The 26,016-nt window shown below is 52.9% G+C and carries 25 protein-coding genes; 10 read left to right on the forward strand and 15 right to left on the reverse strand.

The annotated features are described in order from the left end of the window. Nucleotides 1–111: 111 nt before the first annotated feature. Entirely contained in the window at nt 112–1,167 is a 1,056-nt protein-coding gene (gene aroC, locus DFQ01_RS09925) for a chorismate synthase (protein WP_110043726.1), read from the forward strand. A 105-nt stretch (nt 1,168–1,272) separates the two neighbouring features. Here aroC and DFQ01_RS09930 read toward each other — a convergent pair whose 3' ends face one another. Together DFQ01_RS09930 and DFQ01_RS09935 are read right to left on the reverse strand one after the other, a co-directional pair. Further along, nucleotides 1,273–2,814 (reverse strand): S-layer homology domain-containing protein, encoded by a 1,542-nt coding sequence (locus DFQ01_RS09930; protein ID WP_110043727.1) that lies wholly within the window; start codon nt 2,812–2,814, stop codon nt 1,273–1,275. 159 nt (nt 2,815–2,973) lie between these two features. Then, nucleotides 2,974–3,603, reverse strand: coding sequence for a sterol desaturase family protein (locus DFQ01_RS09935; protein WP_110043728.1), 630 nt, complete (start codon nt 3,601–3,603; stop codon nt 2,974–2,976). 298 nt (nt 3,604–3,901) lie between these two features. Here DFQ01_RS09935 and DFQ01_RS09940 point away from each other — a divergent pair, with 298 nt between their 5' ends. From DFQ01_RS09940 to DFQ01_RS09955, 4 genes are all read left to right on the forward strand, one after another. Next, complete coding sequence (locus tag DFQ01_RS09940; protein ID WP_110043729.1) at nt 3,902–4,810, forward strand: iron-hydroxamate ABC transporter substrate-binding protein; 909 nt, start codon at nt 3,902–3,904, stop codon at nt 4,808–4,810. A 75-nt stretch (nt 4,811–4,885) separates the two neighbouring features. Then, nucleotides 4,886–5,896 carry a FecCD family ABC transporter permease gene (locus DFQ01_RS09945; protein WP_110043730.1) on the forward strand — a complete coding sequence of 337 codons (1,011 nt, stop codon included), beginning with the start codon at nt 4,886–4,888 and terminating at the stop codon, nt 5,894–5,896. Further along, nucleotides 5,893–6,897 (forward strand): FecCD family ABC transporter permease, encoded by a 1,005-nt coding sequence (locus DFQ01_RS09950; protein WP_110043731.1) that lies wholly within the window; start codon nt 5,893–5,895, stop codon nt 6,895–6,897. The genes DFQ01_RS09945 and DFQ01_RS09950 overlap by 4 nt, the downstream gene beginning before the upstream one ends. 1,614 nt (nt 6,898–8,511) lie before the next feature. Next, nucleotides 8,512–10,329: an AAA family ATPase gene (locus DFQ01_RS09955; RefSeq protein WP_110043732.1), complete on the forward strand. Its 1,818-nt coding sequence runs from the start codon at nt 8,512–8,514 to the stop codon at nt 10,327–10,329. A gap of 76 nt (nt 10,330–10,405) precedes the next feature. On the opposite strand, the gene DFQ01_RS09960 is transcribed toward DFQ01_RS09955, so the two are convergent. Both DFQ01_RS09960 and sigJ read right to left on the reverse strand, forming a co-directional pair. Continuing rightward, entirely contained in the window at nt 10,406–10,861 is a 456-nt protein-coding gene (locus tag DFQ01_RS09960; RefSeq protein WP_110043733.1) for a carboxymuconolactone decarboxylase family protein, read from the reverse strand. A gap of 191 nt (nt 10,862–11,052) precedes the next feature. Next, the gene (sigJ, locus tag DFQ01_RS09965; RefSeq protein ID WP_110043734.1) at nt 11,053–11,958 is read right to left on the reverse strand and encodes an RNA polymerase sigma factor SigJ; all 906 of its coding nucleotides are present in this window, start codon (nt 11,956–11,958) and stop codon (nt 11,053–11,055) included. Nucleotides 11,959–12,296: 338 nt separating this feature from the next. Here sigJ and DFQ01_RS09970 point away from each other — a divergent pair, with 338 nt between their 5' ends. Next, nucleotides 12,297–12,968 carry an HD domain-containing protein gene (locus tag DFQ01_RS09970; protein ID WP_110043735.1) on the forward strand — a complete coding sequence of 224 codons (672 nt, stop codon included), beginning with the start codon at nt 12,297–12,299 and terminating at the stop codon, nt 12,966–12,968. A 19-nt stretch (nt 12,969–12,987) separates the two neighbouring features. On the opposite strand, the gene DFQ01_RS09975 is transcribed toward DFQ01_RS09970, so the two are convergent. After that, complete coding sequence (locus DFQ01_RS09975) at nt 12,988–13,425, reverse strand: GNAT family N-acetyltransferase (protein WP_110043736.1); 438 nt, start codon at nt 13,423–13,425, stop codon at nt 12,988–12,990. Continuing rightward, nucleotides 13,426–15,372, reverse strand: a complete 1,947-nt coding sequence (locus DFQ01_RS09980; RefSeq protein ID WP_110043737.1) for a dihydroorotate dehydrogenase — start codon at nt 15,370–15,372, stop codon at nt 13,426–13,428. A 436-nt stretch (nt 15,373–15,808) separates the two neighbouring features. Here DFQ01_RS09980 and DFQ01_RS09985 point away from each other — a divergent pair, with 436 nt between their 5' ends. Then, nucleotides 15,809–16,165, forward strand: coding sequence for a hypothetical protein (locus tag DFQ01_RS09985; protein ID WP_146216853.1), 357 nt, complete (start codon nt 15,809–15,811; stop codon nt 16,163–16,165). A 96-nt stretch (nt 16,166–16,261) separates the two neighbouring features. Here DFQ01_RS09985 and DFQ01_RS09990 read toward each other — a convergent pair whose 3' ends face one another. The 7 genes from DFQ01_RS09990 to DFQ01_RS10020 form a co-directional block, all read right to left on the reverse strand. Continuing rightward, nucleotides 16,262–17,080, reverse strand: a complete 819-nt coding sequence (locus DFQ01_RS09990) for a carbohydrate ABC transporter permease (protein ID WP_110043739.1) — start codon at nt 17,078–17,080, stop codon at nt 16,262–16,264. Between the two features lie 23 nt (nt 17,081–17,103). Further along, on the reverse strand, nt 17,104–18,012 hold the full coding sequence (locus tag DFQ01_RS09995) for a carbohydrate ABC transporter permease (RefSeq protein WP_245946607.1): 909 nt from the start codon (nt 18,010–18,012) through the stop codon (nt 17,104–17,106). Nucleotides 18,013–18,103: 91 nt separating this feature from the next. After that, on the reverse strand, nt 18,104–19,420 hold the full coding sequence (locus DFQ01_RS10000) for an ABC transporter substrate-binding protein (protein WP_110043741.1): 1,317 nt from the start codon (nt 19,418–19,420) through the stop codon (nt 18,104–18,106). Nucleotides 19,421–19,451: 31 nt separating this feature from the next. Beyond that, nucleotides 19,452–20,237: a tyrosine-protein phosphatase gene (locus DFQ01_RS10005; protein ID WP_110043742.1), complete on the reverse strand. Its 786-nt coding sequence runs from the start codon at nt 20,235–20,237 to the stop codon at nt 19,452–19,454. 26 nt (nt 20,238–20,263) lie between these two features. Further along, complete coding sequence (locus tag DFQ01_RS10010; RefSeq protein WP_174812470.1) at nt 20,264–21,091, reverse strand: metallophosphoesterase family protein; 828 nt, start codon at nt 21,089–21,091, stop codon at nt 20,264–20,266. An 854-nt stretch (nt 21,092–21,945) separates the two neighbouring features. Beyond that, nucleotides 21,946–22,599 carry a GntR family transcriptional regulator gene (locus DFQ01_RS10015; RefSeq protein ID WP_110043744.1) on the reverse strand — a complete coding sequence of 218 codons (654 nt, stop codon included), beginning with the start codon at nt 22,597–22,599 and terminating at the stop codon, nt 21,946–21,948. 30 nt (nt 22,600–22,629) lie between these two features. Further along, entirely contained in the window at nt 22,630–23,451 is an 822-nt protein-coding gene (locus tag DFQ01_RS10020; RefSeq protein ID WP_110043745.1) for a helix-turn-helix transcriptional regulator, read from the reverse strand. Nucleotides 23,452–23,574: 123 nt separating this feature from the next. Between DFQ01_RS10020 and DFQ01_RS10025 the strand changes: the two genes are divergently transcribed. Then, nucleotides 23,575–24,027, forward strand: a complete 453-nt coding sequence (locus tag DFQ01_RS10025) for an SRPBCC domain-containing protein (protein ID WP_110043746.1) — start codon at nt 23,575–23,577, stop codon at nt 24,025–24,027. Between the two features lie 357 nt (nt 24,028–24,384). On the opposite strand, the gene DFQ01_RS10030 is transcribed toward DFQ01_RS10025, so the two are convergent. Together DFQ01_RS10030 and DFQ01_RS10035 are read right to left on the reverse strand one after the other, a co-directional pair. Then, on the reverse strand, nt 24,385–24,579 hold the full coding sequence (locus DFQ01_RS10030) for a hypothetical protein (RefSeq protein WP_110043747.1): 195 nt from the start codon (nt 24,577–24,579) through the stop codon (nt 24,385–24,387). A gap of 16 nt (nt 24,580–24,595) precedes the next feature. After that, nucleotides 24,596–25,258 (reverse strand): DUF2306 domain-containing protein, encoded by a 663-nt coding sequence (locus DFQ01_RS10035; protein ID WP_110043748.1) that lies wholly within the window; start codon nt 25,256–25,258, stop codon nt 24,596–24,598. A gap of 267 nt (nt 25,259–25,525) precedes the next feature. Here DFQ01_RS10035 and DFQ01_RS10040 point away from each other — a divergent pair, with 267 nt between their 5' ends. Then, nucleotides 25,526–25,720, forward strand: a complete 195-nt coding sequence (locus DFQ01_RS10040; protein ID WP_110043749.1) for a hypothetical protein — start codon at nt 25,526–25,528, stop codon at nt 25,718–25,720. Next, the gene (locus DFQ01_RS10045) at nt 25,698–25,970 is read left to right on the forward strand and encodes a hypothetical protein (protein ID WP_110043750.1); all 273 of its coding nucleotides are present in this window, start codon (nt 25,698–25,700) and stop codon (nt 25,968–25,970) included. Before DFQ01_RS10040 ends, DFQ01_RS10045 begins: the two co-directional genes overlap by 23 nt. Nucleotides 25,971–26,016: the final 46 nt, after the last annotated feature.

The following is a 26,016-nucleotide window of genomic DNA, read 5'->3' on the forward strand; positions in this document are numbered from 1 at the left end:
GATCACCTCTATGGCTATTGTGAGAAATGACAATTTCATTAATTTCACTAAATTGATTATACTGAACATAGAGGAAAGATCACAACGTTCAGCATGATGGAGGGTATTCATATGTCAGGAAGCACGTTTGGTGAAGCGTTCAAAATTACGACGTTCGGCGAGTCGCACGGTGAAGCAGTAGGCGTTATTATCGATGGTATTACACCAGGTCTTGAAATTAGCGAAGCGGAAATTCAAGTTCAGATGGACCGTCGTAAGCCGGGTCAATCGTCGGTTACGACGCCGCGTAAGGAATCCGACAAGGTGCACATCGTATCCGGCATCTTCGAAGGCAAAGCAACGGGAACGCCGATGATGGTCGTCCTGTACAACCATGACATGAAATCCGAAGCGTACAGCGACATCCAGAATCTGTTCCGCCCAGGTCACGCAGACTATACGTACCTGAAGAAGTATGGCATCCGCGATCACCGCGGCAGCGGCCGTGCATCGGGCCGGGAGACAGCTGGCCGTGTAGCGGCAGGCGCGATAGCGCGTAAGTCGTTGGAGCAGCGCGGCGTCAGCATCGTGGCTTATACGAAGGAGATCGGCGGCATTCAATGCGAGACGTACTCGGAAGAGGTCATCGAGAAGAACGCGGTTCGTGCCTGCGATCCAGTTGCTGCCGAGAAGATGGTTAAGCTCATCGAAGGACTCGCGAAGGAAGGCAACAGCTGCGGCGGCGTCGTCGAATGCCGTATTCGCGGCGTACAGCCAGGCCTTGGCGAGCCGGTATTCGATAAGATCGACGCAGACCTCGCGAAGGCGATGCTGTCGATCGGTGCGGTGAAGGGCATCGAGTTCGGCGCAGGCTTTGCAGCAGCACGCATGCTCGGCAGCGAGCATAATGATCATATGAACAAGGATGGCTTCGTCACGAACAATGCTGGCGGTATCTTAGGCGGCATTAGCACGGGCGAGGAGATCGTATTCCGTGTTGCAGTGAAGCCAACATCCTCGATCTCGGTTCCGCAGAAGACGATTGACGTCAACGGCGATGAGAAACCAATCGTGACGGAAGGCCGTCATGATCCGTCCATCTGCCCGCGCATCGTGCCGGTTATCGAAGCAATGGCATGCCTCGTGCTTGAGGATCACTACAAACGCCAAGCGGCTTTGCACGCATAATAAAGTTTATATCAAAGAAGCAGCAGCTGTCGTGATGAGCGATGGCTGCTGCTTCTTCTGCATACTAAGAGGGAGATCCATTGGATCTCCCTCTTAGTGTTGGCCTTAGCCGTATTGAAGGAAGTTGATTGTGAGTGTAACCGTGCTGCTGTTGCCTGCTGCATCCGTTAATGTGCCTGTAAGCGTCAGCGAGTCGGAGGCTCCGCTGAGCAGCTTTAGGTAGCTGTAGGACAAGCCGTTATTTTGTCGATCTGAGCTGCCGAGGAAGCTTACAAGATCCAAAGATGCTGCAGTGTCTTCCTTTACTTCTTGTGAGAAGTTGAACGAATACTGGGAAAGTACGATGCCTTCGATTTCAGTAACCGTAAACGTAGCATCTTCGTTCGATGTAATCGTTCCTGTACGCAGGTAGTCATTTGGCAGAAGTCCAAAGCTGCCATAGTTGTCACTGAGCGTTACGCTGCTGCCGTTGATCGTTGCTGCTGTCAGACTTGGTGCGATATCGTCGGCTTTAATCTTCAATTGAATCGCGCTGGTGTTGCCCGCAGCATCGCGAAGCGTACCTTCAATGAGAAGACCGTCTTGATTGGAATCCAGCTGGTTCAGGAGCGACATCGATACGCCATCCTCTTGTGGATCCAACGCGCCGAGCGTCTTAATCAGATTGAGCGAGTTCGACCCAGCGGATAGCGACTGCGTAAACGACAGGGAAGTATAGTCAGACAGCGAGATGCCTTCGATCGAAGTGATGCTAAGCGTAGACGCTTCGCTTACACTCAGCGTTCCGCTTGTTAGATACTCGCTGCTCTTGAAGCTGATAATACCTGTCGTACCGTCTGTCACCTTCACACTTCGATTGTTGATCGTAGCTGCTGTGATGGTTGGCGCCGTTTTGTCACTTGGATAACTTGGCCGGATCGTACCACCCGTGGAAGGCGTATCGGTGTCACCTGGTTCTTCGGAGCCGTTGTTATTTTCATTATTGTTATTTTCATTGTTGTTATTGTTGTTGTTCTGCTCTTGCAGTTTTTTCTTAAGCTCATCGATGTTTTCCACTACGTTATATGCACCGACTACTAGATCACCGCGAGTAGCCAGCTGTTTAGGATCGCTGCCGTCGGGGAGGAGCTTGACGCTAATCGCTTGTCTGATGGCATCTGCATACCAAGGTGTACTCGTTTGATCTAGTTGTGCGCCAAGTCCTCTCAATAACACCGTGGCGAATTCTGCCATGTTGACATTGGAACTTGGATCGAAGGTGCCATCCGTTCTACCGTTGATAAGGCCGGCTTTCTTAGCCGCTTCAATATAAGGAATTGCCCATGCGTTCGTGCCACTATCACCGCCAACATCGCTGAAGCTCGAGGTTGTAATGTTTTTGTTGATTTCGAGGCCGTAGATTAGTGCAGCGACTTTGGCGAATTGCGCCCGATTCATTTCTTCATCAACACCGAATTGACTGGTGCCGTTGCCTTCGAAAACGCCTGCGTTCAGCAGTGCATCAAACTTGGCTTTCGTAGCGGCATCCAGACCAGCCAAATCAGTAAAATCGGCTGACGTTTTCGTTGCAGCATTCGTGATTGCACCTGGCAAGAGCAGGCTTGCTCCTAACGATAGAAGAAGCAATTTGGAATATTTCTTTTTCATTCTAGAAACTCCTTTTCTTGTGATTTAGTAAATGTTCTGAAACATTTATCGGCAGGTTTGTCACCAAAAATTAGCATTTATGCAAAGCTTGTCGTTAGGCGATACAACAAAACAGCCATCTCATGCAGTCATGCACGGGATGGCTGTATATTTTTTACGTTAAGGCGTTGTCTGCCCGCGTTTCTCCAAATCTTTAACAGTGGCGCTCGTCTGTACGGATTTCTCATCCTTTAGCGTGCCGAACAGCACATCGACGAATGGGGTAGAGACACCGTACCAGTAGTTCTCGTTCTTGTAATGATGGAGAAGATGCATTCGCTTATTCCAGCGCCCCAGCTTGGTTGTCGGCTGAATCGGACGGTGGGCCATGTAATGCTTCCACTCGTAGAAGAGCAGCATGCACACAAGTCCCGCCCCGAAAGCTAATGCCGCACTTACCCAGCCCGTCACGAGGTAGAAAAGAACAGCGAAGAAGGCTAAGTTCGGAAGGCTGTACCAGACCGGAAGAAACAGCAGCTTTAGATCGTTCGGGTCGGTATGGTGGTCATAATGTAAGCGCTTAAGAAACTTCAAAGCAAGAGCGTTCTTTGGGGTTTTCAGATGGAACAGAAATCGATGCGTCATATACTCACTGACCATAAATGAAGCCATTCCGAATAGGAATACAGCAGCGTTCAGCCATGAGGGGTCACGGTTCACAACAACAGCCGCTAGCACGATCCATACACCGGCCATAATGACGATATCGGAATGCAGAAAGAAGTTGCGATAAAGCCCTCTTTTGCTCATAGCGGTCATCATCTCCTTCGCCTATGCCTACACTCCCGAGTGTATAGGAGGGAAGCGCGGTCCACAATAGGCTCGGTCCGGCTGTGGAGACGATTGAAGGCCATTCTTTTTCGAGAGGAAGCCTCTTCTATAGGGGAATTTACAAATCATTCTCAAAAAATAAGTTGACAAACCGGTGTGCTTGGTTTACGATTGCAACTGATAATCATTATCATCACATGGTTATCCCATAATTTGACCGAAGTAAGCTCTTAATCAGTCATCTATTCATTATTCAAAATAAAGGGGAAATATTCGTATGTTTAAACGTAGCAAACTGCTTTTGCCGCTTATCCTCGTATTTGTACTCGTGCTCAGCGCTTGTGGAAAATCCAATGACGAGGCAGGCAGCGCCGAAACCATCACGTATCAATCTGAATCAGGCCCAGTCGAAGTACCAGCTAACCCGCAGCGTGTCGTTGTATTGACCTCTTATGTTGGTTCTGTCATTCAGCTCGGCGTTAATATGGTTGGGGTGGACTCATGGTCCAAGTCGAATCCGCGTTTCGAAGAGCAGCTGAAGGATGTTGCTGAAGTTTCCGATGATAATCTAGAGAAAATTATCGAGCTGAAGCCGGACCTCATCATCGGTTCGGACAGCACGAAGAACCTCGATAAGTTGAAAGAGATCGCACCAACGGTTGCATATACGTACAACAAAGTTGACTATTTGACGCAGTTCGTTGAGATCGGCAAACTGCTGAATAAAGAGAAGGAAGCACAAGCTTGGGTGGACGACTTCAAGGAGCGCGCATCGAAGGCTGGTGAAGAGATTAAAGCGAAGATCGGTGCGGACTCGACGGTCTCGGTTATCGAGAACTATGACAAGAGCCTGTATGTATTCGGTGACGCATGGGGCCGTGGTACGGAAATTCTGTATCAGGCTATGGGGCTCGCAATGCCGCAGAAAGTAAAAGAAATGACGGAGAAGGATGGCTGGTACGAGCTGTCTGCGGAAGTGGTTCCGGATTATATGGGCGACTACGTGATCTTCAGCAAAGACGCAAACGGCGATTCCTCGTTCCAACAAACGGATACGTACAAGAATACGCCGGCAGCAAGTAACAATCATGTACTTGAAGTGGATGCGCAAGGATTCTACTTCAACGATGCATCGACGCTTGATTATCAGCTGGAGCTATTCACGAAATTCTTTCTTGGCCAATAGTTAAGGACTGTTACGAAGAGGACTCGTCTATTGACGTGTTCCTCTTTCTATTCTACTAGGGAATGAAGAGAGCCAATGACTATGAATCGTACACGTACTAAATATATGAGTGTCAAAATCATTGCAGGACTCCTCGTGCTAATCGTTATGTTCGCGATTTCGCTGCTCCTTGGGGCGGCAGATATTAGCGCCAGGGACGTCTGGCTATCGCTGACCTCGCATGTAACCAATGCCGATATTACGAAGCTCCGCGAGCTTCGCATTCCACGCGAGGTTGCTGCGATGCTCGTCGGTTCAGCTCTGGGAGTATCCGGTGCCATCATGCAAGGCCTGACACGCAACCCGCTCGCTGACCCAGGTTTGCTTGGCCTGACGGCTGGTGCGAACGCTGCGCTTGCTTTTTCAGTCGCGCTGCTGCCAAGTGTCAATTTCTACGGCATTATGATTGCATGCTTCATCGGCGCCGGTCTAGGTACGCTCATGGTACTCGGCGTTAGCGCTTTGAAGAAGGGGGCGTTGTCGCCACTGCGACTGCTGCTTGCGGGCTCGGCTGTGTCAGCGTTTCTGTATGCTTTTGCCGATGGGATCGGTCTGCTGTTCAAAGTATCTAAAAATGTTACGATGTGGACTGCCGGCGGTTTGAGCGGTACATCATGGGGCCAGATTCAGATCATCGCTCCGTGTATTATTATCGGGATTATCGTTGCGCTCTTCTTTTCACGTCAGCTGACGATTTTGAGCTTGAACGAAGAAGCGGCAATCGGTCTTGGTCTGCGGATGAAGTATGTGAAGATTACGCTTCACATTGTCATCACGCTGCTCGCGGGTGCTGCTGTTGCGCTGGTAGGCAACATGGCGTTCATCGGCCTTATGATTCCGCACATCGTACGCGCGATGTTCGGCATTGATTATCGGGTTATTATTCCGATGTCGGCGATTTGGGGAGCGATCTTCATGCTGCTGGCGGATACGCTCGGGCGTACCATTAATGCGCCATACGAGACGCCAGTCGTCGCCATTATTGCGGTGTTAGGATTGCCGTTCTTCCTGTTCATCGTTCGCAAAGGAGCCAAGTCCCTATCATGATGGTACCAGCTGTTCGCAAACAACGAATTGTCGTCGCCTCGCTGCTGGCGCTTATTATAGCTACGATCGTCATTAGCATGGGCCTAGGCGCAGCCTCGCTGTCGTTCGATCGGCTCATTCCAACATTGTTCGGACAAGGCACATTCAAGGAGGAATTCGTTCTCTTCTCGCTCCGGCTGCCTCGTATATTCGTTACACTGTTGTCCGGTATGGCGCTGGCGCTGTCCGGTACGATTCTGCAAAGCATTACACGCAACGATCTGGCCGATCCGGGCATTATCGGGATTAACTCTGGCGCAGGCATTGCGATTTCGGTCTTTTTCTTGTACTTCCCGATTGAACCCGGTTCGTTCGTCTATATGCTGCCGCTCGTGGCCTTCCTTGGTGCGCTTCTAACGGCGGGGCTAATCTACGCATTCTCGTATAACAAAAACGAGGGTCTAAATCCAATCAGGCTTGTTCTTGTTGGTGTCGGCTTCTCTCTTGCATTGTCCGGCGCAATGATCGTCATTATTCAGTCGGCAGAACCGGTAAAGGTCGATTTTATTGCAAAATGGCTCGCCGGCAACATCTGGGGAACGGATTGGCCGTTCATCTGGGCGATCATTCCGTGGCTGGTGGTGCTTATACCGTACACGCTCTATCGGGCGAGCGCTTTGAACCTGCTGGCGCTTAACGAGGGCAGCGCGATTGGTTCCGGCGTTGCGGTTGGCCGCGAACGCGGCATTATGCTCGTCGTGGCTGTCGCACTAGCTGCAGCTGCTGTTTCCATCACGGGAGGCATCGCGTTCATCGGCCTGATGGCTCCGCATATCGCCAAAGCGGTCGTCGGTGCGCGTCACCAGCTGCACATTCCGGTTGCCATCCTGATGGGCGGCTGGCTGCTGCTGTTCGCCGATACGATCGGACGCAACATCCTCGACCCAAGCGGCCTTCCGGCCGGCATTATGGTCTCCTTTATCGGCGCACCGTACTTCTTGTACCTGCTGTTGAAGAAGTAACACGGAGTGAAGTGAAAGCATCACGATCCCTAATACCGCCGAGGGCGGTGGGTGGGGGCGTGATGTTTTTTTGTGTGAGACAGGTGAGATAGGAGCGAGAGAACGCCTCTAAAGCGAGACGAGACGTGGTGCTGGACGGCTGGGATAGAGGCGAAGAAACGCCTCTAGAGTGAGACGTGGTGCTGGACAGGTGGGAGAGAGGCGAAGAAACGCCTCTAAAGTGAGGTGTGGCGTCGGACAGATGGGAGAGAGGCGAAGAAACGCCTCTAAGTGCCTGGCCTTGGAGTAACTGATGGGATAGGGGCGAAAAAAACGCCTCAAAAGTGAGGTGCGGTGCTGGACGGCTGAGATAGGAGTGAAGAAACGCCTCAAAAGTGAGGTGTGGCGTCGGACAGATGGGAGAGAGGCGAAGAAACGCCTCTAAGTGCCTAGCCTTGGAGTAGCTGATGGGATAGGGGTGGAAAACCACCTCAAAAGTGAGGTGCGGTGCTGGACGGATGGGATAGGAGTGAAGAAACGCCTCAAAAGTGAGGTGTGGCGTCGGACAGATGGGAGAGAGGCGAAGAAACGCCTCTAAGTGCCTAGCCTTGGAGTAACTGATGGGATAGGGGTGGAAAACCACCTCAAAAGTGAGGTGCGGTGCTGGACGGCTGAGATAGGAGTGAAGAAACGCCTCAAAAGTGAGGTGTGGCGTCGGACAGATGGGAGAGAGGCGAAGAAACGCCTCTAAGTGCCTGGCCTTGGAGTAACTGATGGGATAGGGGTGGAAAACCACCTCTAAGGCGAGGCGCAGGGCGAGCGAGATCGAACAGAAAAAAGTATCCTAATCGCTTCAGTCGTGCGAAACCACCATCATAGTGTACAAAAAAGTATGCTATGCCCCACGTTTAAGCAGAGCCACGCCGTTGTGCACATAAAAGTATCTTAACCGTCCCCGCTGTAGTGAAGCACCCACATAGTGTACAAAAAAGTATGCTATGCCCCACGTTTAAGCAGAACCACGCCGTTAGTGCACATAAAAGTATCTTAACCGTCCCCGCTGTAGTGAAGCACCCACATAGCGTACAAAAATGTACGCTAACTACCCCAGCAGCGCTAAAGCGTCCGGATACCGATACATCCCCTTTAACCTCTAGCACGCCCCCTTTTTCTCAACCCAACTCGGCCCAGCCCCTTCCTCCGAAATCACTACTAGTACTCCCCGTCCCATTTAACACGTTGCTTCCCTTCCTCAGTTTGTCCTTGTCGCCCTCCCGCCCGATGCTGTACAGTAAATATGTGAAAACGCATTTCGAGGAATCTTCGAAAATAAGCGACCCTGCTTAGAGCTAGTTCCTTCTAAACATAAGAATTTGTTCTTTCTCACTACAATTGCTTCCCCTTATCCCCAATGAAAGCCTACTCCACTTTACAAATGAATCTAATGCTTATCAACGACTAACCAGCGCATCTCAGCTCAGTACTTCATTAAAGCGTTTCACCCCTATGACGAACACGTTCTGTCATCAAAAATTAATATTCGCATCCCAGCGGCGGACGTTCTATTCGGCTAGGTTTGAAATAGATAGAAGTTATCAAGTCGGATTCATTCCAGTGCAAAGGGGCATGGCCGCTATGAGGAACTATCAATGGATTAAGTGGCGCAGGTTTCTGATCAGTCTCGCAGTAATAGTTGTCCTACTCATCTTCATGTGGGCGGGCGCTCCAACGACTTGGATGGTCGGTTTAAGCCTGCTCGGCATCGTCGTAAATCTGCTCTATGCGATGGCGTTCATGATCATTCAATTCGTTGCGCTCTTCTGGTTCCTCGCACGGGGTCGAACGTATTGGGTATTGCCCGGGGAGACGGGCGCTACATGGGATGATTATCGAGGCAACCCCGAGATTGTAGAAAATGCGAAGCGCATCGTTACCCTTCTTCGGGGCGTGAAGAGCTTCAAAGCGATGGGCGGCGAAGCGATCCGCGGTCTGCTGCTGTGCGGACCGCCGGGCACAGGTAAGTCTTATCTCGCTCAAGTTATTGCGAACGAAGCACAAGTGCCTTTCGCGTACGCTTCGGCACCAAGCTTTCAGAACATGTTCTTCGGCGTCGGCAACTTGAAGGTCATGCGCATTTACAAGAAGGCCCGCAAGCTAGCCCGCATCTATGGCGCCTGCATTATCTTCATCGATGAGGTCGATGCGATCGGCATGAAACGCCAAGGCAGCGGCGGCGGCGGTGGTGCAATGGGGATGTTCGGGATGGGCGGAGGCTCCGGCCTGCTCAACGAGCTGTTGCTCCAGATGGACCCGCCGAATCTCGACAGCTCCAAGATCGCGAAGCTGCTGCGCCAGCTCGGCCTGCGCCGTAAGAAAGCGGAACGCCCTCCGGTGCTGACGATTGCAGCAACGAACCTGCCAGATGTACTCGACGAAGCGCTGCTGCGTCCAGGTCGGTTCGACCGCAAGCTGTGGGTGGACTCACCTGACTATGACGGCCGGGTGGATGTGTTCAACTATTACTTGAAGAAGGTGAAGACGGACCCGTCCTTCACGCCTGAGAAGGCCGCGCTCGACACGGTTCACTACAGCCCGGCGCAGATCAAACATATTGTCAACGAGACGGTCGTCATTGCGCATCAGCGTGGTGCGCAGCTCGCGAGTTATGAAGACTTCCGCGCCGCGATGGAGACGTACGAATGGGGTCTGAAGCAGCCGCTTCGCTCCATGAGTGCAGACGAGAAGCGGAACGTGGCGTACCACGAGGCTGGCCACGCGGTAGCGCAATATTTGCTGAAGCCGCATGATCGGGTATGGAAGGTAACGATCGTCCGTCGCGGCGGCGCACTCGGCCTGGCGGCTACGAAGCCGATGACGGAACGGTACAACCGGAGCGACAGCGAGATTCTCGCAGAGATTCAAGTGTGTCTGGCGGCACGTGCGGTCGAGGAAGAGTTTCTTGGCAAGAAGCTGAACGGCGTCACCTCCGACCTGCAGCAGGCAACACAGCTGGCCGGCGCCTACCTCGGTACCGTCGGCATGGGGGATGAGTTGTTCAGTTGGCTGGCGGTTGGCGGCCGGGTGGAGGGCTTCCGGGCACTTCGTCCGAAGATCAACGAGCTGCTGAAGGATCAGATGAATCAGGTGAAGGAGCTCGTGAATAAGCACGCCGATTTCGTGCATGTCATCGCCTCTGAGCTGCTTCGGCAGGAGGATCTGACAGGTGAAGAGATCGAGGAAATTTACGTTCGGCTTTATGGCCAGCTGCGTCCAGAGCCGCCAACGGTTCGGCACCTTGTGAAGTTCGATAAGCTGCCGGACCGGGAGTCGGCAGCGGAGCTGGAGGAAGCAAGTGAGCGGAAGCCGGAAGCAGAGGAAGGGCAGTCAGACGGTGGGTCTGAAGAGCCTGGCGATGGTGGACCGGAGTCCTTTGAATCTTATTATTTGAAATAACGAAGAAGGGCTGAGACAGACTGTCGAATGACAGCGGCTGCTCAGCCCTACTATTTTCAAACAAACACGTTGGTTATTACACCTGCACCTGCGCCTGCGCCGGTACCATTCTGGTCGAGATCGCAATCCGGTTCCAGCTGTTGATCGTGTTGATCGCCATAATGATCGTCAGGAACTCATTCTCAGAGAAGTACTCGCGTGCGTTGCTATAGACGTCATCCGGAACACCGGCTTTGGAAATTAATGTTACGGCTTCCGTGAGCTCAAGTGCAGCCCTCTCTCTGGCGCTGTAGAATGGTACTTCGCGCCATACGCTGATCAGGTCGATGCGCTGGTTCGTCTCACCCATGCTGCGCAGCTTCGTCGTATGCATGTCGAGGCAGAAGGCACAGCCGTTGATTTGCGATGCACGGATCTTAATGAACTCATACAGGGTGTGATCGAGACCGGAGGAGGCGATGAAGCCCTCCAGCTTCAGCATCGTGTTATATATTTCCGGGCTTACCTCTTGGTGATTGATTCGAGTATTCATATTTGTTTCCCTCCACGATTTTGTTTTGTATTCGTCTGCGGCCGGCTGACATTAGTTAAGACAAAATAGCCGTCGGATTTGTGACATGTCGGAAAGAATTTTTTCTTCAATTACTTTCATACAGACGAACAGCGCGAAGTCGGCAGCCTGCGGGCTTCCGTTTCGCGCCGATGTTTTGATTCGGAGAAGCTTTAATGAATTGGAGAACCGTGAATGTGCTGCAGCTTATCTGGATTCGCAATGGAGTAAATGTATTGAATCGTTTGATCGGATGAATAACCGAAGCAGAAAACCTTCATATAGCCATCAGGACGTACGAATAAAACACCGGGCTGATCACTTATCGACACGGAGTGGAGGGTGCCTCGATAAGAGCCTTTATTGTACAAGCCGCTGAAGAAAGCAAGAATGCGATCACGCCCGTAGATTGGGTTGATCGCGGTGCGCACCTTACCGCCGCCGTCACTAAGGAGTACCGCGTTATCGGTCAACAAGTGGATGAATGACTCGAAGCGCCCGGTTTTGACCGCCTCGGTGAAGGCCTGCACATAAGGCTCCGCCGCGACAGCGCTGTTCGTTGTTAATTCGTCCTCGTTCTGGGCATGCGATCCGACTTTTGCATTGGCACGGCTGAACAGCTTGCGGCATGCAGCCTCTGTCTTCTGCAGCATCAGAGCAATCTCATCGTACGGGTAGCCTAGCGATTCCTTCAGAATATAGACGGCACGTTCCAGTGGCGACAGCTGCTGCAGCAGCACGAGCAGGGCGTAGCCGAAGCGCTCGCGCAGCACGAGCTGCTCGGCAGGTTCATCTGCAGCGATTGCAGTGGTGAAGCGGATGTCCGGTTCCGGCAGCCAAGTGCCTGGGTATACCTCCCGCTGGCGGCGGGCAGATCGAATCATATTGATCGAACGGTTCGTGACCATTTTCATCAAGTATGCTTTCGGATGCTCGATCGACTGCCAATCCAGGTCGCGGACCGACACGAACACATCCTGCACGATATCCTCGGCATCTGTGATGGAACCAAGCATCCGATAGGCATAAGCGAGCAGTACCGGCTTGTAGGTCCGGTATAGTGTATCCAAATCCATCATTTGTGCTCCTTTCGTAGTAATCCTATTCCTTCGGCAAGTAGGCACAGGCAGGCGGGCGGGCCGGTTGCGGCGCTAATGGTTGCAGCAGGGCTTACTTGTTTCCTACAGCTGCTTTCTGTACGGTAAGGGTTGCTATAGAGCCTATTCGACCAATACGAAGTCCGAACAGACGATAATTGATCTGATAACCGTTGTGGGAACCGTTACATGTGATAAGTCCCTCCGTACACTCGAATAGGCCCCACGGCATCCGTTACGACGAATCGCATCGTACTATTGGCAGGTGCCACCAACACAGCCGTTATTCCAATTCGAATCATCATAAGGGAGTATGAATAATGAACGTCAAATATAGCGATCAACTTGCAGCCACAGTCATTCTCGCAGCAGAAGCATTCGCGAGAGCGGAGCTTGAGCATGATAAGACCGGTCATGATTGGTGGCATGTGCATCGTGTTGTACGGATGGCCGAGCGGCTCGCCGATGAGGAAGGCGCGGATCGCTTCATCTGTACGGTGTCCGCACTGCTTCATGACGTAGCGGATGAGAAGCTCAATGATACGAAGGAAAGTGGTCTACAGAAGGTGCAGCACTGGCTCGCGGCTCAGCCGATTGCTAAGGACGATCAGCATCACATTCTAGCGATCATCTCTACAATGTCCTATAACGCCGGCACGAACCCGCCGATGCGTACATTGGAGGGACAAGTTGTGCAGGATGCAGACCGGCTCGACGCCATAGGCGCCATCGCTATCGCGCGTACCTTCCTATATGCAGGACGGATGGGCAGCCCGATCCATAACCCTGCCATTAAACCACGCGATACGATGACGGCGAAGGAGTACCGAGATCACAGCAACAATACGGCACTCAATCATTTCTACGAGAAGCTGTTCAAGCTGAAGGAACTAATCAATACGTCCGCTGCCCGCCGGATCGCAGAGCAGCGTCATCAGTATATGGAGCAGTATGTTCAACAATTCTTGTTGGAATGGGACGGGCTGGCATAAAGCAGCCTCAGCTATTCTATTAGGGGGTGAAAATCTCCATCCATTTCTCCGCATGCTGCAGCTGCTCGAAGCCGTATTGTGCGTACAGCCCGTGCGCGTCGCCCGTAATTAACATGAAGCGGCGCAGACCTTGCAGGTCTGGATGGTCCTTGATCGTCTGCATCATCTGCTTGGACAGGCCCTGTCCGCGGTAGGCCTCATCGACGAATACGTCAGTCAAATAGCCGAACGTCGCACAGTCGGAAACGACGCGTGCGAACCCGACCAGCCTGCCGTCAGCGGCCTGATCGTAAGCGCCGATGACAACCGCCGTATTGTCAATAGCTCGCTGCAGCCGTTCGCACGTATAGGACTCGGCCCAAGGCATCGGTCGAAGCTGCTCGTATAGCTCATGTACGTTAAGCAGGTTTCGGTCGGTGGAGATGAGAATCGCAGTGGATGGGTTCGTTTGGGACATTTAACAGTCACGCTCCTTCAACATGAGATAAGGGTACAGCAGAATAAGACCGGCAATATAGACGACGAGTACGAAGTAAGCAGGAAGCAAATGAACAAAATCCGTATAACCTATCGCAAAATGAACGCTAAGTCCGGCGATAAACCCTGGCGAACCGCTCCACAGCAGCGTCCACCACTGCCATCGCGCACCTTGCTGCAGCCCCCATAAAGCAACAATGAGGATACCGATGGCATCCGACAGCAGCGCACCGCCGAAGCCGGCGCGGTCGTGGGCAATGAGCGGAACAAGTCGCGAATTGGCGAGATCGAGCGCATCGCGCGTCGTGCACAGGTAACCGATATCCTGCGGTACGAATACGTCGGTAATGCCGACATAAGCAATGACGATGCCGCCGATACATAGGGAAGCACCAACGACGATGAAGCAGAGCTGTCCCCATAGCCCTCGCCGCCATACCTTGCTGTTATGCAGGTTTACCGGCTTGTGGTTAGGGCGGTCTGGATTGCGGCGCATGGCGAGCAGGAACATCGGGAGCAATAAGATGGCTGCCGCGGCATGGAGCGGGTCCAAGAATCCGTATCCTAAGTAGAGGAAAAAGCTCGGAAACCCAACGCCGCACGAGACCCATATCGTGGTCTTGGCCCAATGCAGCCCGTACCTGAGGCCGTGTCTTGCAAGCTGATAATACAGAATGCCGATCGACAGCATCGTGCCGGCGAGCGTGATTCGGTCATGCGACATGAAGTGCAGCAGATTGCCGTTAATCGCTGCCACTTGGCTGCGCGCCATATCGAGGAACGATTCATCGTAAGGAAGCAGCACCGAGCTTGCCGCGATCAACCACGCAATGACACCCCCGAGCATCATACTGACCCCAAGCAGACACATCCAACCCCAATGGGTCCAAAAAGACGGCGTAGGCGGCGGTTCGCCCCTCGCCAGTCTATCGTATAGAATGGCCTCATTGACCCGCTTGGGCAAGCCGGGTCCGGCATAGACCAAGCCGCTGTGCAGCAGCAAATAGTCGGCGCCTGCCGCTATCAGCGTCAGCGCATCGGCCGGTTCATGCACCCCGGCCGACGCGAACAGAACGGGACTCCCGCTCGCATAGGCTCGGATCGTCTGCAGCTTAGTCATGCAAGCCTGTCGGCCATCATGACCCGTCAGCACAGCGCCGTCCGCTGTTCGAATCGAATCCCCGATGACGAATCCGCTCCATACGGCGGGATCGGCTGCTTGTGCAATCTCCTTTAGCACGGAGTCAGGCATATCTAAAGGAATGTAGAGCAGCAGCGGCTTCTTCTCGGTGATGCTGGCGTTTTCAACCAAGTGTGAAGACATCTGCTCAAGGAGGAGCTTCGCACTCTTCGAATCGTCCCGATACGTATTCATCGCCTCGATAATGAGTGCCGATACGTTGGGTTCGGCCATGAAACGTTCAGCTAAGGACTGCAGTTCAACCGCGGCCTCATTCGGGCCTGCTTCCGGTGACGCCGCAGCGACACGGACAAACTGCGGCAGCCGATGCTTCGGATGACGAATACGGTGCAGTGCGGCTTCGGCGCCGAGATTCTCATATTCGCAAGGGTAAAGGATGCTCTCACTTGCAGGATCGATGCGAATCGGGGAATCGCTCTTGATGGGACTAGATGTAATGGGACCGATCTCGACGAAGCCGAAGCCGAATTGGGATATCGCCTTGACGGCTATGCCTTCCTTGTCGATCGCACCGGAGAGACCAACCGGTGTTGGTAGTAGGATGCCGGCGAAGTTGCGCTGTAGAAGCGGGGATGGCTCAACATGTCCCAGCGTCTTAATGATGAAGGTGCCGCCGGGAATTCGGCTTAGGCGCCCCATTGCTTGCAGCGTGAAACCGCGTGCTGCACGCGCGGGAATGCGGAACAGCAGCGGACGAAATATCGTTTGGTAGGACCAGTCAGGCATCGGGCTTCACCGCCTTTTTGCAGCAGCAGGGTGTAGGCTTTTTCATTACCACGATCATACTATTAAACGCCGTGGGGTACTAGTATGGTTCATTTGATTTGAGCATCGCCGGCTGGGTTAGTTTAACGGACTGGGATGCCGCTAATCGGTAGAGTCACATCAAACGATAACGTAACGGACAGGAGAAACGTTATTTCAAGAAATCGATAGGTGTAGGACTCGAAATAGGCGCAATAGTGTCATTGCAGTCCGTTAAGCCGTCAGGGGAAGTAAAAAGGCGTGAATAGTGTCTCTATGGTCCGTTAGCATATCCGGGTAATCCAACGTTATGAATATCATCTAGGCAACAGTCGAACTTCCATTGACAAATGACTGCAACCGAATCCATAATTGATCCGATCGTACCATATATTAGAATCTATTGCGGGGTTGTCAAATGGGTAAAAGTGGATCGTTTGTCTTGTATGCCGTAACGATTATCGTGGCACTGATTGTAGCAATCGTTATGCCGCTGCTTGTGTTTTTCGGAGGTTTTCCGCTCGTGTTCCATACTTACTACGATGCTAGTTCAGATCATGGATTTGGACATGCGGTTATTGCCTTCATCATGGTTGTCATCAATGTGCTGGCGTTTCCGATCACAAGCTTCTTCTTTGTACGTAGTTTAATAAAACGTCAGAACAAAGCCCGGTTTTTCATTTCTGTTGCCATCATGCTTGTCGTTAGTTTTGTTATCCAAGTGGTGTTCAGCATGATCTTCGAGCTTCCTATTCTCGTTGAGACAACAAGCTAGTTGAAGTTGAGCATTATACCTTCGACGATAATCAAACAAGGAAGCCCCGCCGAGGACCTTATGGTCCGCAGCGGGGCTTCCTTGTGTCTAAACACGTTACTTGATGCCGAACCGGACGAACGAGTCGACGATCTGGCGGCGCAGAATGAGGTAGATGAGCAGAATCGGCACACATGAGACTGTGGTTGCTGCCATCAGCGAACCCCACATGTTCGTGTCCGAATTGACGAACAACCGGAGGCCGATCTGCAGCGGCGCATGGTTCATCGACTTGGCGATGAGCATCGGCCACAGGTATTCGTTCCATGCATTGATGAATTGCAGGATGCCGAGCGATGCGATCGTGGAGCGGGTATTCGGAATAATGAGCCGCGTCAAAATGCTCCAGTCGCTCATGCCATCGATCTGTGCCGCTTCAATCAGTACGCCAGGGAACGATTGAAACGACTGGTACAGCGACAGAATGGCGAACGTCGAGACGCTGAACGGCAGTACGATGCCAAGCAGCGTATCATTCAGTCCCAGATCGTTCACGAGCACGTAGTTCGGAATCATGATCGACTGGAACGGAATGAGCCAGGTCAGACTTAAGATAGCGAAAATGACTCCTTTGCCACGGAACCGCCAACGTACGAGCGCATAAGCCGCCAGCAGACTGGTTGCCAGCTGGAGCATCGTCATCATAATCGACACGGCGAACGAGTTGAATGCCATCCGAACGATCGGCATTTGCGTGAACGCGTACGTGTAATTGCTGAATACCGGCTTATGCGGGAAGATGGACGAGGTGAATATTTCCGACTCGTTCTTCAGCGACGAGTTCAGCATCCAATACAGCGGGAATACGGCAAGGACGCACAGCAAGACCAACATCCCGTGCCGAGCAAACGATTGAATCGGGGAACGATGGAACATTGCGCTTCTTCTCCTTCGCAGCCTTAATTGTCGTAAAATGCAAACTTGCGCGATACCATGTTGAGTCCAAGCGCGATCAGGCCGAACACAACGAAGAACAGCAGTGCTGCCGCAGAGCTTAGGCCTGCGTTCAAGCTTGAGAATGCGAAACGGTACATTTCGTAGTAGATGTTCGTTGATGAGCCGTACGGTCCGCCCGTTGTGAGCATGTCGATATAGGCAAACGTCCATTGGCTGGAGAACAGGATGCTCATCGTGAGCATGAAAATAATCATCGGCGACAGAAGCGGGATCGTAATGTGTACGAACTGCCGGAAGCTTCCGGCGCCATCCTGCGAAGCAGCCTCGTAGTATTCGCGGTTAATGCTCGTCAGTGCGGCGGAGAACATAATGGTGCTGAAGCCAATCATTTTCCAGCCTGTAATGAGCAGAATAATCCACTTGGCAAAGCCGGGGTCGGAGAAATACGCAATCGGCTCTTTGATCAAATGCAGCTTAACCAGCAGGTAGTTGACGAGCCCGTTGGACGGATGGAACAGCCATCGCCAGATTGCACTGACCGAGACCGGAGCCAGTATCATCGGAATGAAGAACATGGCGCGATAGAAGTTTTTGGACTTGCTTTCCATCCGGTCCGTGACGACCGCCAGGATCATCGGAATAAGAATCGAGAACGGCAGCAGGCCGACGGTATAGAAGATCGTATTGCCGATCGAATCGATGAAGCTTTTGTTATGGAACAGATGCTCGAAGTTGTCGAACCCGACGAATACCGGTGACGTGCCAGGAACCATGCTCCACTTTTGAAAAGCGAGATAGAACGTATACAGCAGCGGCCGGTACATCCAAATGCTAAGCAGTGCGACAGCCGGCAGCAAGTACAAGTACGGCTTGAAGCGCCGCAGCTTCTTCTTGCTCAGGCGTCTACGCACGATTATGGTCCCCCCCGATAAAGAGGGGGCGATTGTGTTGTCCAAGGATTGGCTCATAATCGTTCCTTTCTTGTTCTACCGCTTCCGGTAGCTACGGCATCATGCCGTTGATTTCGTTTTGCGCGGTTGTCAGCGTCGTCTTCACGTCGTCATCGGACATAACGGATTTCACGATTGCGTCCGTGAATACTTTCGCCATTTCCGTTGCATTGTCGCCGGGCCAGATAGCTACCGGTTGAATGCGCGTCAGCTGGTCGAGATTGATCTTATACAGCGGGTTTTGCTCAACAAAATCTTTCAGGCCGTTCGGATCATCAGCAAGACCTGTGCGGAGCGGGAGGTAACCGATCTGCGACGTAATGATCGTGTAGCCGCGGTCGCCTGTTACGAACTTAATGAACTCCCATACCGCAGCCGTCTTCACTGCACTGTCTGGACGAACCGCAAGCACGCTTCCCGAGTTAACCGGAACCGATGGGGTATCGCCGAATTGTGGCAGTGCTGCGCCGTACAGCTTCCAGCCGCCTGCATCTGCTGCCTTCTTCGCGCCGCTGTGCAGAGCCGTCGAGGAAACGTACATGCCTAGATTGCCTGCCATGAATTGCTCAGCCAGCTCGTTCTCCGTACCTGGTGCGGATGCCCCGTTGTGGTAGAGGTCCTTCCACATCTGAATGGCAGCGATGCTCGCGTCGGAGCCGAAATCGGCCGATTTGCGGTCCTTCGCCAGCACTTGACCGCCGTTGCTCAGAATGAGCCCTTCCGTTATCCAGCCGTTGCTTGGCGTAAGGCCAAAGCCGTCTTTGCCGGTTTTTGCTTTGATTTGAAGCGAAGCTGCCTTGATCTCGTCCCACGTCTTCGGCGGCTTCGCAGGATCCAGACCGGCTTCCTCGAACAGCTTGCCGTTGATGAAGACGATCGGCGTACTGAATGTGAAGGCGAGACCGTACATTTTGCCATCGATCTTGCCCAGCTCAAGCGCATTCGGCGAGATGCCCTTCAGATGCTCGTCCAGCTGGTCTTTCGGGAAAATATCCTCGTATGCTTTGAATCCAAGGCTCAATCGGGAGCTGTCGAGCGTGCTGAACGTATGCTGCACAACGTCGACTTCCTTGCCGGCCGAGATGTCGGCTTTGTACTGCTGCATGGTCGAATCGGCAACACCTTCGACGACGACACCCTTCTCCTTGCCAACCGTATCGTTGAACTCCTTGATCAGCTGCTCCATCCCTGCCTTCATGGTCGGGTAAGCGAGCGAGTAGGAATAGAATGTAATTTTTGTTGGATTCGCAGGATCGAGCGCTCCGAGCTCAGCAGCACCCGCTGATTTGGATGCTGACCCACATGCACTGAGCCATACCATCGAGCTCATTGCCATCAGTGCGAGCGCGCCTTTTGCCATACGTTTCATGATTAATAGAACCCCCACAGTATGAAAGTATTTATTCGAGGCAGTAGTCTTGGATCCGCGCACGGACGGCCTCATCGATACCGAACTCCAGCTCCAGGTAACGTTCGAAGCTGCCATATTCACGCAGAATGCTGTCCATCGATGCATCCAGGTACTTCTCCTGCAGGCGCATCGCGTCTTCGAAGGAGCGGAGCTCCTCGATGCTGATGTATTGGGCTGCCATATCGAACAGTTCCTGATGGTAGCTCATGAGCGTAATGTTCGAAAGCAGGTAGTCCTCCATGACCGTCTCATACGGTACGCCCAGCGTCAGCAGGATGAGCATGCTGCCTACACCTGTGCGATCGCGGCCGCCAGCGCAATGTTGAACGAGCGGCAGGTTGGTCTCAGGCGAAGAGAGCAGCTTCATCAACTCACGGTAGGAGCTGCTGCCGATTGGCAGATTTGCATACATCTTTGTCAACATGTCCGATGAGAAGTGGCGATGGAGACCTTTTTGGAACATTTCCACAAGGTCGATATGCGGTGCCTGCTCCGCCGCTTCGTTCGCTGGAACACGCGTGTTGATTGCTTGTCCGATAACCGGGTCGGGCTTCTGCTCCGCTTCACCACGGTTGCGGTAGTCGAACACATGCTTGAGGCCAATCGCCTCAAGTTGACGGTGATCGTCTGGCGTCAAGCCAGTCAGTTCAGCTGCACGGAACAGCAGGCCGCGCTTCACGCTGCGTCCGTCGCTAGCGCGGTAGCCGCCCATATCGCGGAAGTTAAACGCCCCCTCGAGGGGGATCAAGCAGCTTGGCATTAATTGATTTGGCATAAACGCTCTACACTCCCGGATGCTTATTAGTGGTTGGTTTCAACTGCGAGCAAGGCGATTGGGAAGCGGAAGTACTCTTCCTGCGAGCTAGGCAGTACAACGGATTGAACCGAGATGCCTTCGCCGTTCACCGTTACGAGGTTGTAGCCGAGGAAATCGATCATCCGGTAGTTCTCTTCATCCGCCAGTTCGCCAGCGAAAGCCGTACCTGTTGCCGCTACGCTGCAAATGCCGTGGTAGGAGCCAACATTATTGGAGTGCACATGACCTGCCAGTACACCTACAACGTCCGTGCCAACGATTACGTCGCCGAGCTGCTTGCGGTTTTCAAGCACATGGTCGTCAGGCATGCCGTTCACGGAGAGCAGTGGATGGTGGAGTGCCACGATCGTGCCGTTCTCAGCGGGGATGCTCAGCGTCTCTTCGAGCCAAGCGAGCTGCTGCTCGTCGATACGGCCATGGTGTTGGCCTGGCACTTGCGAGTTCAGACCGATTAAGCGCAGACCATTGATCGTAATGCTATAGAAATAAGCGTCTTCGGAAGCGTCTTGTTGGAGGAAGCCCTCGCGGAAAGGGGAACGGTGGTCGTGGTTGCCCAGTACGACGTACACAGGAGCGCCAATCATCGTGGAGCCTTGATCCAGCACTTGGCGGATGTAAGCATAGTCCTCTACGCCGCCTTCGTGCGACAGGTCGCCCGTCACGATAACGAAAGCAGGTGCCACGTTCGTGTCGCGCAGGTGTTCGAACAGACGCGTTACTTTGCCTGCGAGGTTGAACTTCGAGAACATGTTGTCCGTTTGTGGTGCGTTCATGTGCGTATCCGTCAGGTGAACAAATTTGATCGTTTCCATCGTTTTCTTACCTCCATAAGTTGGGTTGGTTATTGTTGCAGATGACGTCCAGTTCAGGACAAGTTCATCTTGCATACAAGAAATGTACATCTTGTATGTAAATGCTGTATCAACGCCATCTATCGTTTTTATTAATGATGAGAGGGTGATTTACGTGAGCTTAATAGGGAGCGCGGCGCAGCACGAAAAACCTCCGACCGCGGCATGTCATGGCATAAGGAGGTTTGAAGTACCGGTAGTTCGAGTGTTTGACTGGTGTGGTAGGTGCGCTAACGGACTGTGGTGACGCTATTAGATCGATGAGGGGCGTTCATGAAAGGTAAGGGACCTTAGCGACGCTATTGGGCATCTGAGGCGGTCCGAAACGATAGGTTGCGGCCAGATAGGGTCGTTGGGGTCCGTTAGAGCTGCAGAGGGTGTAGATTTGGCACAATAGCGGCGCCTCAGTCCGTTAAGTTTATGTTGGGAGGGGGAGAAGCGGCTATCAGGGAGTGGCAGTGGATCGGCGGCTGCAGCTTATGAGCGATGCTTCCAGAGGGGCGATCTAGTGAACTGTACCAACGTTAGGCAGACACAGCGTTGGTCTCGACGTGTAACGAATCGAGCGGACGCTATTTGGCGTCCGCTCGGCAGGTAATGCTGATTGAAATTGTAATAACACGGCTGGCGTTCGTTAGAGCTGATGAAGGTTCGATTTTGGCCAAATAGCGTCTTCAGGGTTGATTAGCTGCCAAAGGTGCCGCGAAGAGGAGCATTAGCGAGAGGTAGGTGACTTGGCGGTCCAATCGTAAGATTGGCAGCTGTCGATTAGTTGGCCACAGCCGTCCGTCCCGAGACCTCCACAGCCTGTGCCTTTAAGGCAGCATGCTGTTGCGGAGCAAATCCTCGCGCATGTTGCGCTTGTGATCGATAATCGCCTTCTTCGCCTCTTGGTACTTGCCTTCAGCGAGTCGATTATAGATCTCCTCGTACAGCTTCCGTCCTGTATACGGGCGGTTGGCGCCCTGTGTCAGACGATACGCCACGACATAGAACAGCAGTTTGTCGCGGTGCAGGTAGAACGTTTCGGTAATGTAGCGGTTCCTGATCGAGTCCAGCAGCGTGTGCATGAACATCAGACCGTTCTCGTAGTAGGCACGGTACTGCTGATTGTCGCTTGCCTCGACGAGCAGATCGTAATGCTTGCGCAGCTGGACCAGATCAAGCTCATAGTACATACCCTGGTCGATGCAATCGAGCGCATAGGAGTACAATGCATTGAGTAGGTCGAATATATGATAAAGGTCTTTGGTTTCAATTCCGCGGACAACAATGCCTCGCTTGTACAACGTCTGAACGAAGCCTTCCTTCTCGAGCAGCGAGACAGCGGAACGGATCGGCGTACGGCTCATGCCAAGCTCAGCAGCGAGCTCGGATTCGGTGAACAGATGACCAGGCAGGTAAGCGCCATTCAGCAGTTGGGTGCGAATATGTTGATAGGCGGTTTCAACGAGAGGTACGTCAGACATGGTGATTCTCCTCAATCATAGAAAGTGGGATTAGAGCTGCGTTTCTTTGCGGTATGCATCCGGTGATTTGCCGATAAGTGATTTGAACGTTTTAATAAAATGGGCCTGGTCGAAAAATCCGAGCTGCTGCGACAATGTGATCCAATCGATTACGTCGCCGGTCTCCATTAGCTCCGCTGCTTCCTGCAGGCGAAAACGTTGAATGACCCACTTCGGGCTTACGCCGACGTAGCGGTTGAATAAGCGCTGCAGCGCGCGTATGCTCATATCGAATTGTTCAGCCATACGCTCAACCTGCGTCATTTCGCGATTGTCGATCGCTGCCTGGACAATTTCGTTGATAAGCATTGTATTCGGATCAGTCTGAGAAGGAAGCTTCGTAAGCAGCCACTGCTCCGCCAGCTTCGCCATGGACTCGTCACTGTTCTGCTCCCACATCTGAGCCTCAAGCTGCTCCATAGATGCACCAAAGGACTGGTGAGCGGGAATGATCTGACCGGTAATCTGTGAGACGGGTTGTCCCCAGAGTGGATAAAAGCCGCCGGGGCGGAATTTGATGCCGAGCACCATGCCTGTATCCTGCAGATGACGTGTATAGACCGTGCTCGGAACGCCATAGACGCCAGTGAATCGGCGGCCGCTTTCATTCTCGAACGAGAGATTGACGTTGGGGTAGGACAGCACCTGCTGGCTGAACGGCGCTTGACCGCGCAAATCCCACCGAATGGTCCAATAGTGCTCAATGTAGGGCGAGAGCGCTGGTGTTGGACGATATCGCATCAGTGTAAAATTGCGCATGCCTATCTCAGCCTTCAGAATGCCCCGATCCGATGTTGGCTCTTTCGGTAACATTACCCACCCCCAGATACGTTTGTCGCGTTTTTACAATACTAGTCAATATTGCTTCTCTATAATGAGACTATCAGTTCATCGCTATTCGTGCAACGAATGGTTAACGAAATGGAGGAAAATAGAATGATAGAGCTTCGATACGAGTTGTATGTGGGTGCGCCGATGGAGCGTGTGTGGGATTTGTTTATTCAGCCGGAGGGAACCAAAGCCATTCTGTTCGGCAGCGTGCTGGAGTCAACCTTCGAGATTGGATCGCCGTATCGGTATGTCGGCCCAGGCAATGATGGCGATGAGACGATTCATGTGTATGGTACGGTGCTGGCTTTCGAGCCGAACCGATTCATGAGCTATACCGAGCATCCAGGCCCAACCTATCGAGAGAACCATGCCGAGCTGGAGACGCGCGTGTCCCTGACGCTGGAGTCGGTTGGCGCTACTACGAAGCTGACGCTTGTGAACGATCAATGGCCGGACAACCATCCATCCTACGAGAACACGAAGCAGAGCTGGCCGATGATTCTGAGCAACTTGAAGACGCTGGCGGAGACGGGCAAGACGCTGGATTTCGGCTGGTAATGTGGGATAGGGATTGTAGAAGAAAAGGTGTACGCGATATGCGTACACCTTTTCTTGACGTTGTATGAATCGGCACGATAAAGGGTGATAGTCAAAATGCGCCGTTGTACCTCGCGCTTGCAACTAAGTGGGGACGGCGGGAGCCGATAAAGGTTGTGACAGCGGCTCATGTGCCAGTATTACGCCCTTCTATGGTGTAACGGTTGCCATTGCGGATATTGATATCTATCTGTCTCGTTGTTAGTGCGAATCGGGCGAATAAGCGCCATTATATCCTTTAGACTAATTGAAAGTGTACATGGAGCCCGATAGGCGCTGCTGCGTTCGTTAGCCAGTTAGTGATGTAGGCGCAACGGCTTACGTTTGTACATTATGTTCAGTGCAATCATTCAATGGAGGGGGCATGTCGTCGGAGCATGCCGAGGCGGTGTCCGCCTCTTGATTTTTCGTCGCCAGATTCGCCAGGCGGCGGCTTTCATTTAGAAGCATGAGCATACCCATACTCCATACGGCGACTGTAAGCTCGAGCTGTTGACGGTGCGGTTTTCTCATCGCGGGGTACACATCCTTACAGCTGAACGGGCCGGCGGCGCGCGGGTCTGCGGCCGCTGTTGATCATCTCGGCGAACAGCAGATTCGGGATCCAGCACAGCCAAGCGATGACGATAAACGAGTCGTTCGTATCCGACACGCCGAATAGACCAGCCGCAACCGGCAAGTAGATGCGGAGCATAATGGCCGCACAGGTGAGCGCGTAGTTGCGAGTGAGCCACCGGGCATGCTCGCCATAGTTCCGTTCGTAGATGCTTTTGAGCCCACGGTACAAAGTGTAGAGCCAAGCGAGCGCGAGCGCGGCAAACCCGATTTTGCCGCTCATGCCACCATCCGCATACCATGCGACATACAAGCCGGTGACACCTCCGACTGTAATGCCGGCACTGTATAGATAGCCCGCCAAGCGATGCACATTCGGGCTGCTGCGACGGATGCGCTTCACGAATTGCAGCCAACCGATCCCAAGTGCGGTTCCGGCCGAGATCGCATGCAGCCAGAGAACGGTGTACCACAGATCCGGCAAGCTTGCATCTGCCTTGCTTTCAACGAATGGGGTGTTATGGGTGCTGTCAATGGTGCCGTAGAAGGCGAAAGCGTACAAGCCGATTCCTACCGCAAGTAAAGCAAGCAGTCCGAACATCCATTTGCGCGCTGCCGCGCTGCGAGTGAACATCATGTAACCCTCCGTATCCGATCCTTGATTAATTTCCCTGCTTCCAATGTAGCACTGGAACCGATAGGCATCACAGCGGCCCTAGGCGGGTTGAGCGATCGTACGAAGGGCCAGCAGGCGATCCGCCTCCAGAGCCGACGTGTACTGGACCTTAGTCCGGCGAGGGTTTAATGGTTTAAGTTTCTATAAAATAACAGGAAATCAGAAACCTTGTCCGTCCTTATTCGTCTATTGGAGTAGATGATTAAGGAATTGCGAGGGTGATGTACAATGTCCAAACAACAGTCTCGCCGCTCGAAGCGGCTTGCGCTAAAGGCGGCAGCTGGCGCAGGCGCACTGCTGCTCATGATCGCCATTGCCAGCTGCAGTGCAGCGGCAGAAGAGGGCAAGCATACCGATCATGAGCAGGCCGATACGGTCAATGATGCAGCAGGGGATACGGATGAGAACAAGCCAGCTGTTTAGGGCGAGACAGGGCGAAGTGATGAAGCGCAGGCAGATGACGTTGTGCTTGGACTTCCGCCAAGTGACGGGGGATGAATCGGAGGAAGCGCAGCCGATAACACCTGCTGACTCGGCGTTGGAAGCGGAGCTTGAGGGTGATTTCGACCAAGTCTATGCGCTTAAGAACACGGCGCCGGGGATGAATGAAGTTGTAATGGTAAGCAGCAGAGCAGGATGGACAGCTGTACGCTGCAACGAAGAAATTCAGTAAACGATAGACGGCACGTACCGTCGGCTAATCCGGTATCCGATACAGC

This window comes from Paenibacillus cellulosilyticus, from assembly GCF_003182255.1.
In the GTDB taxonomy this organism is placed as follows: Bacteria; Bacillota; Bacilli; order Paenibacillales; family Paenibacillaceae; genus Paenibacillus_T; species Paenibacillus_T cellulosilyticus.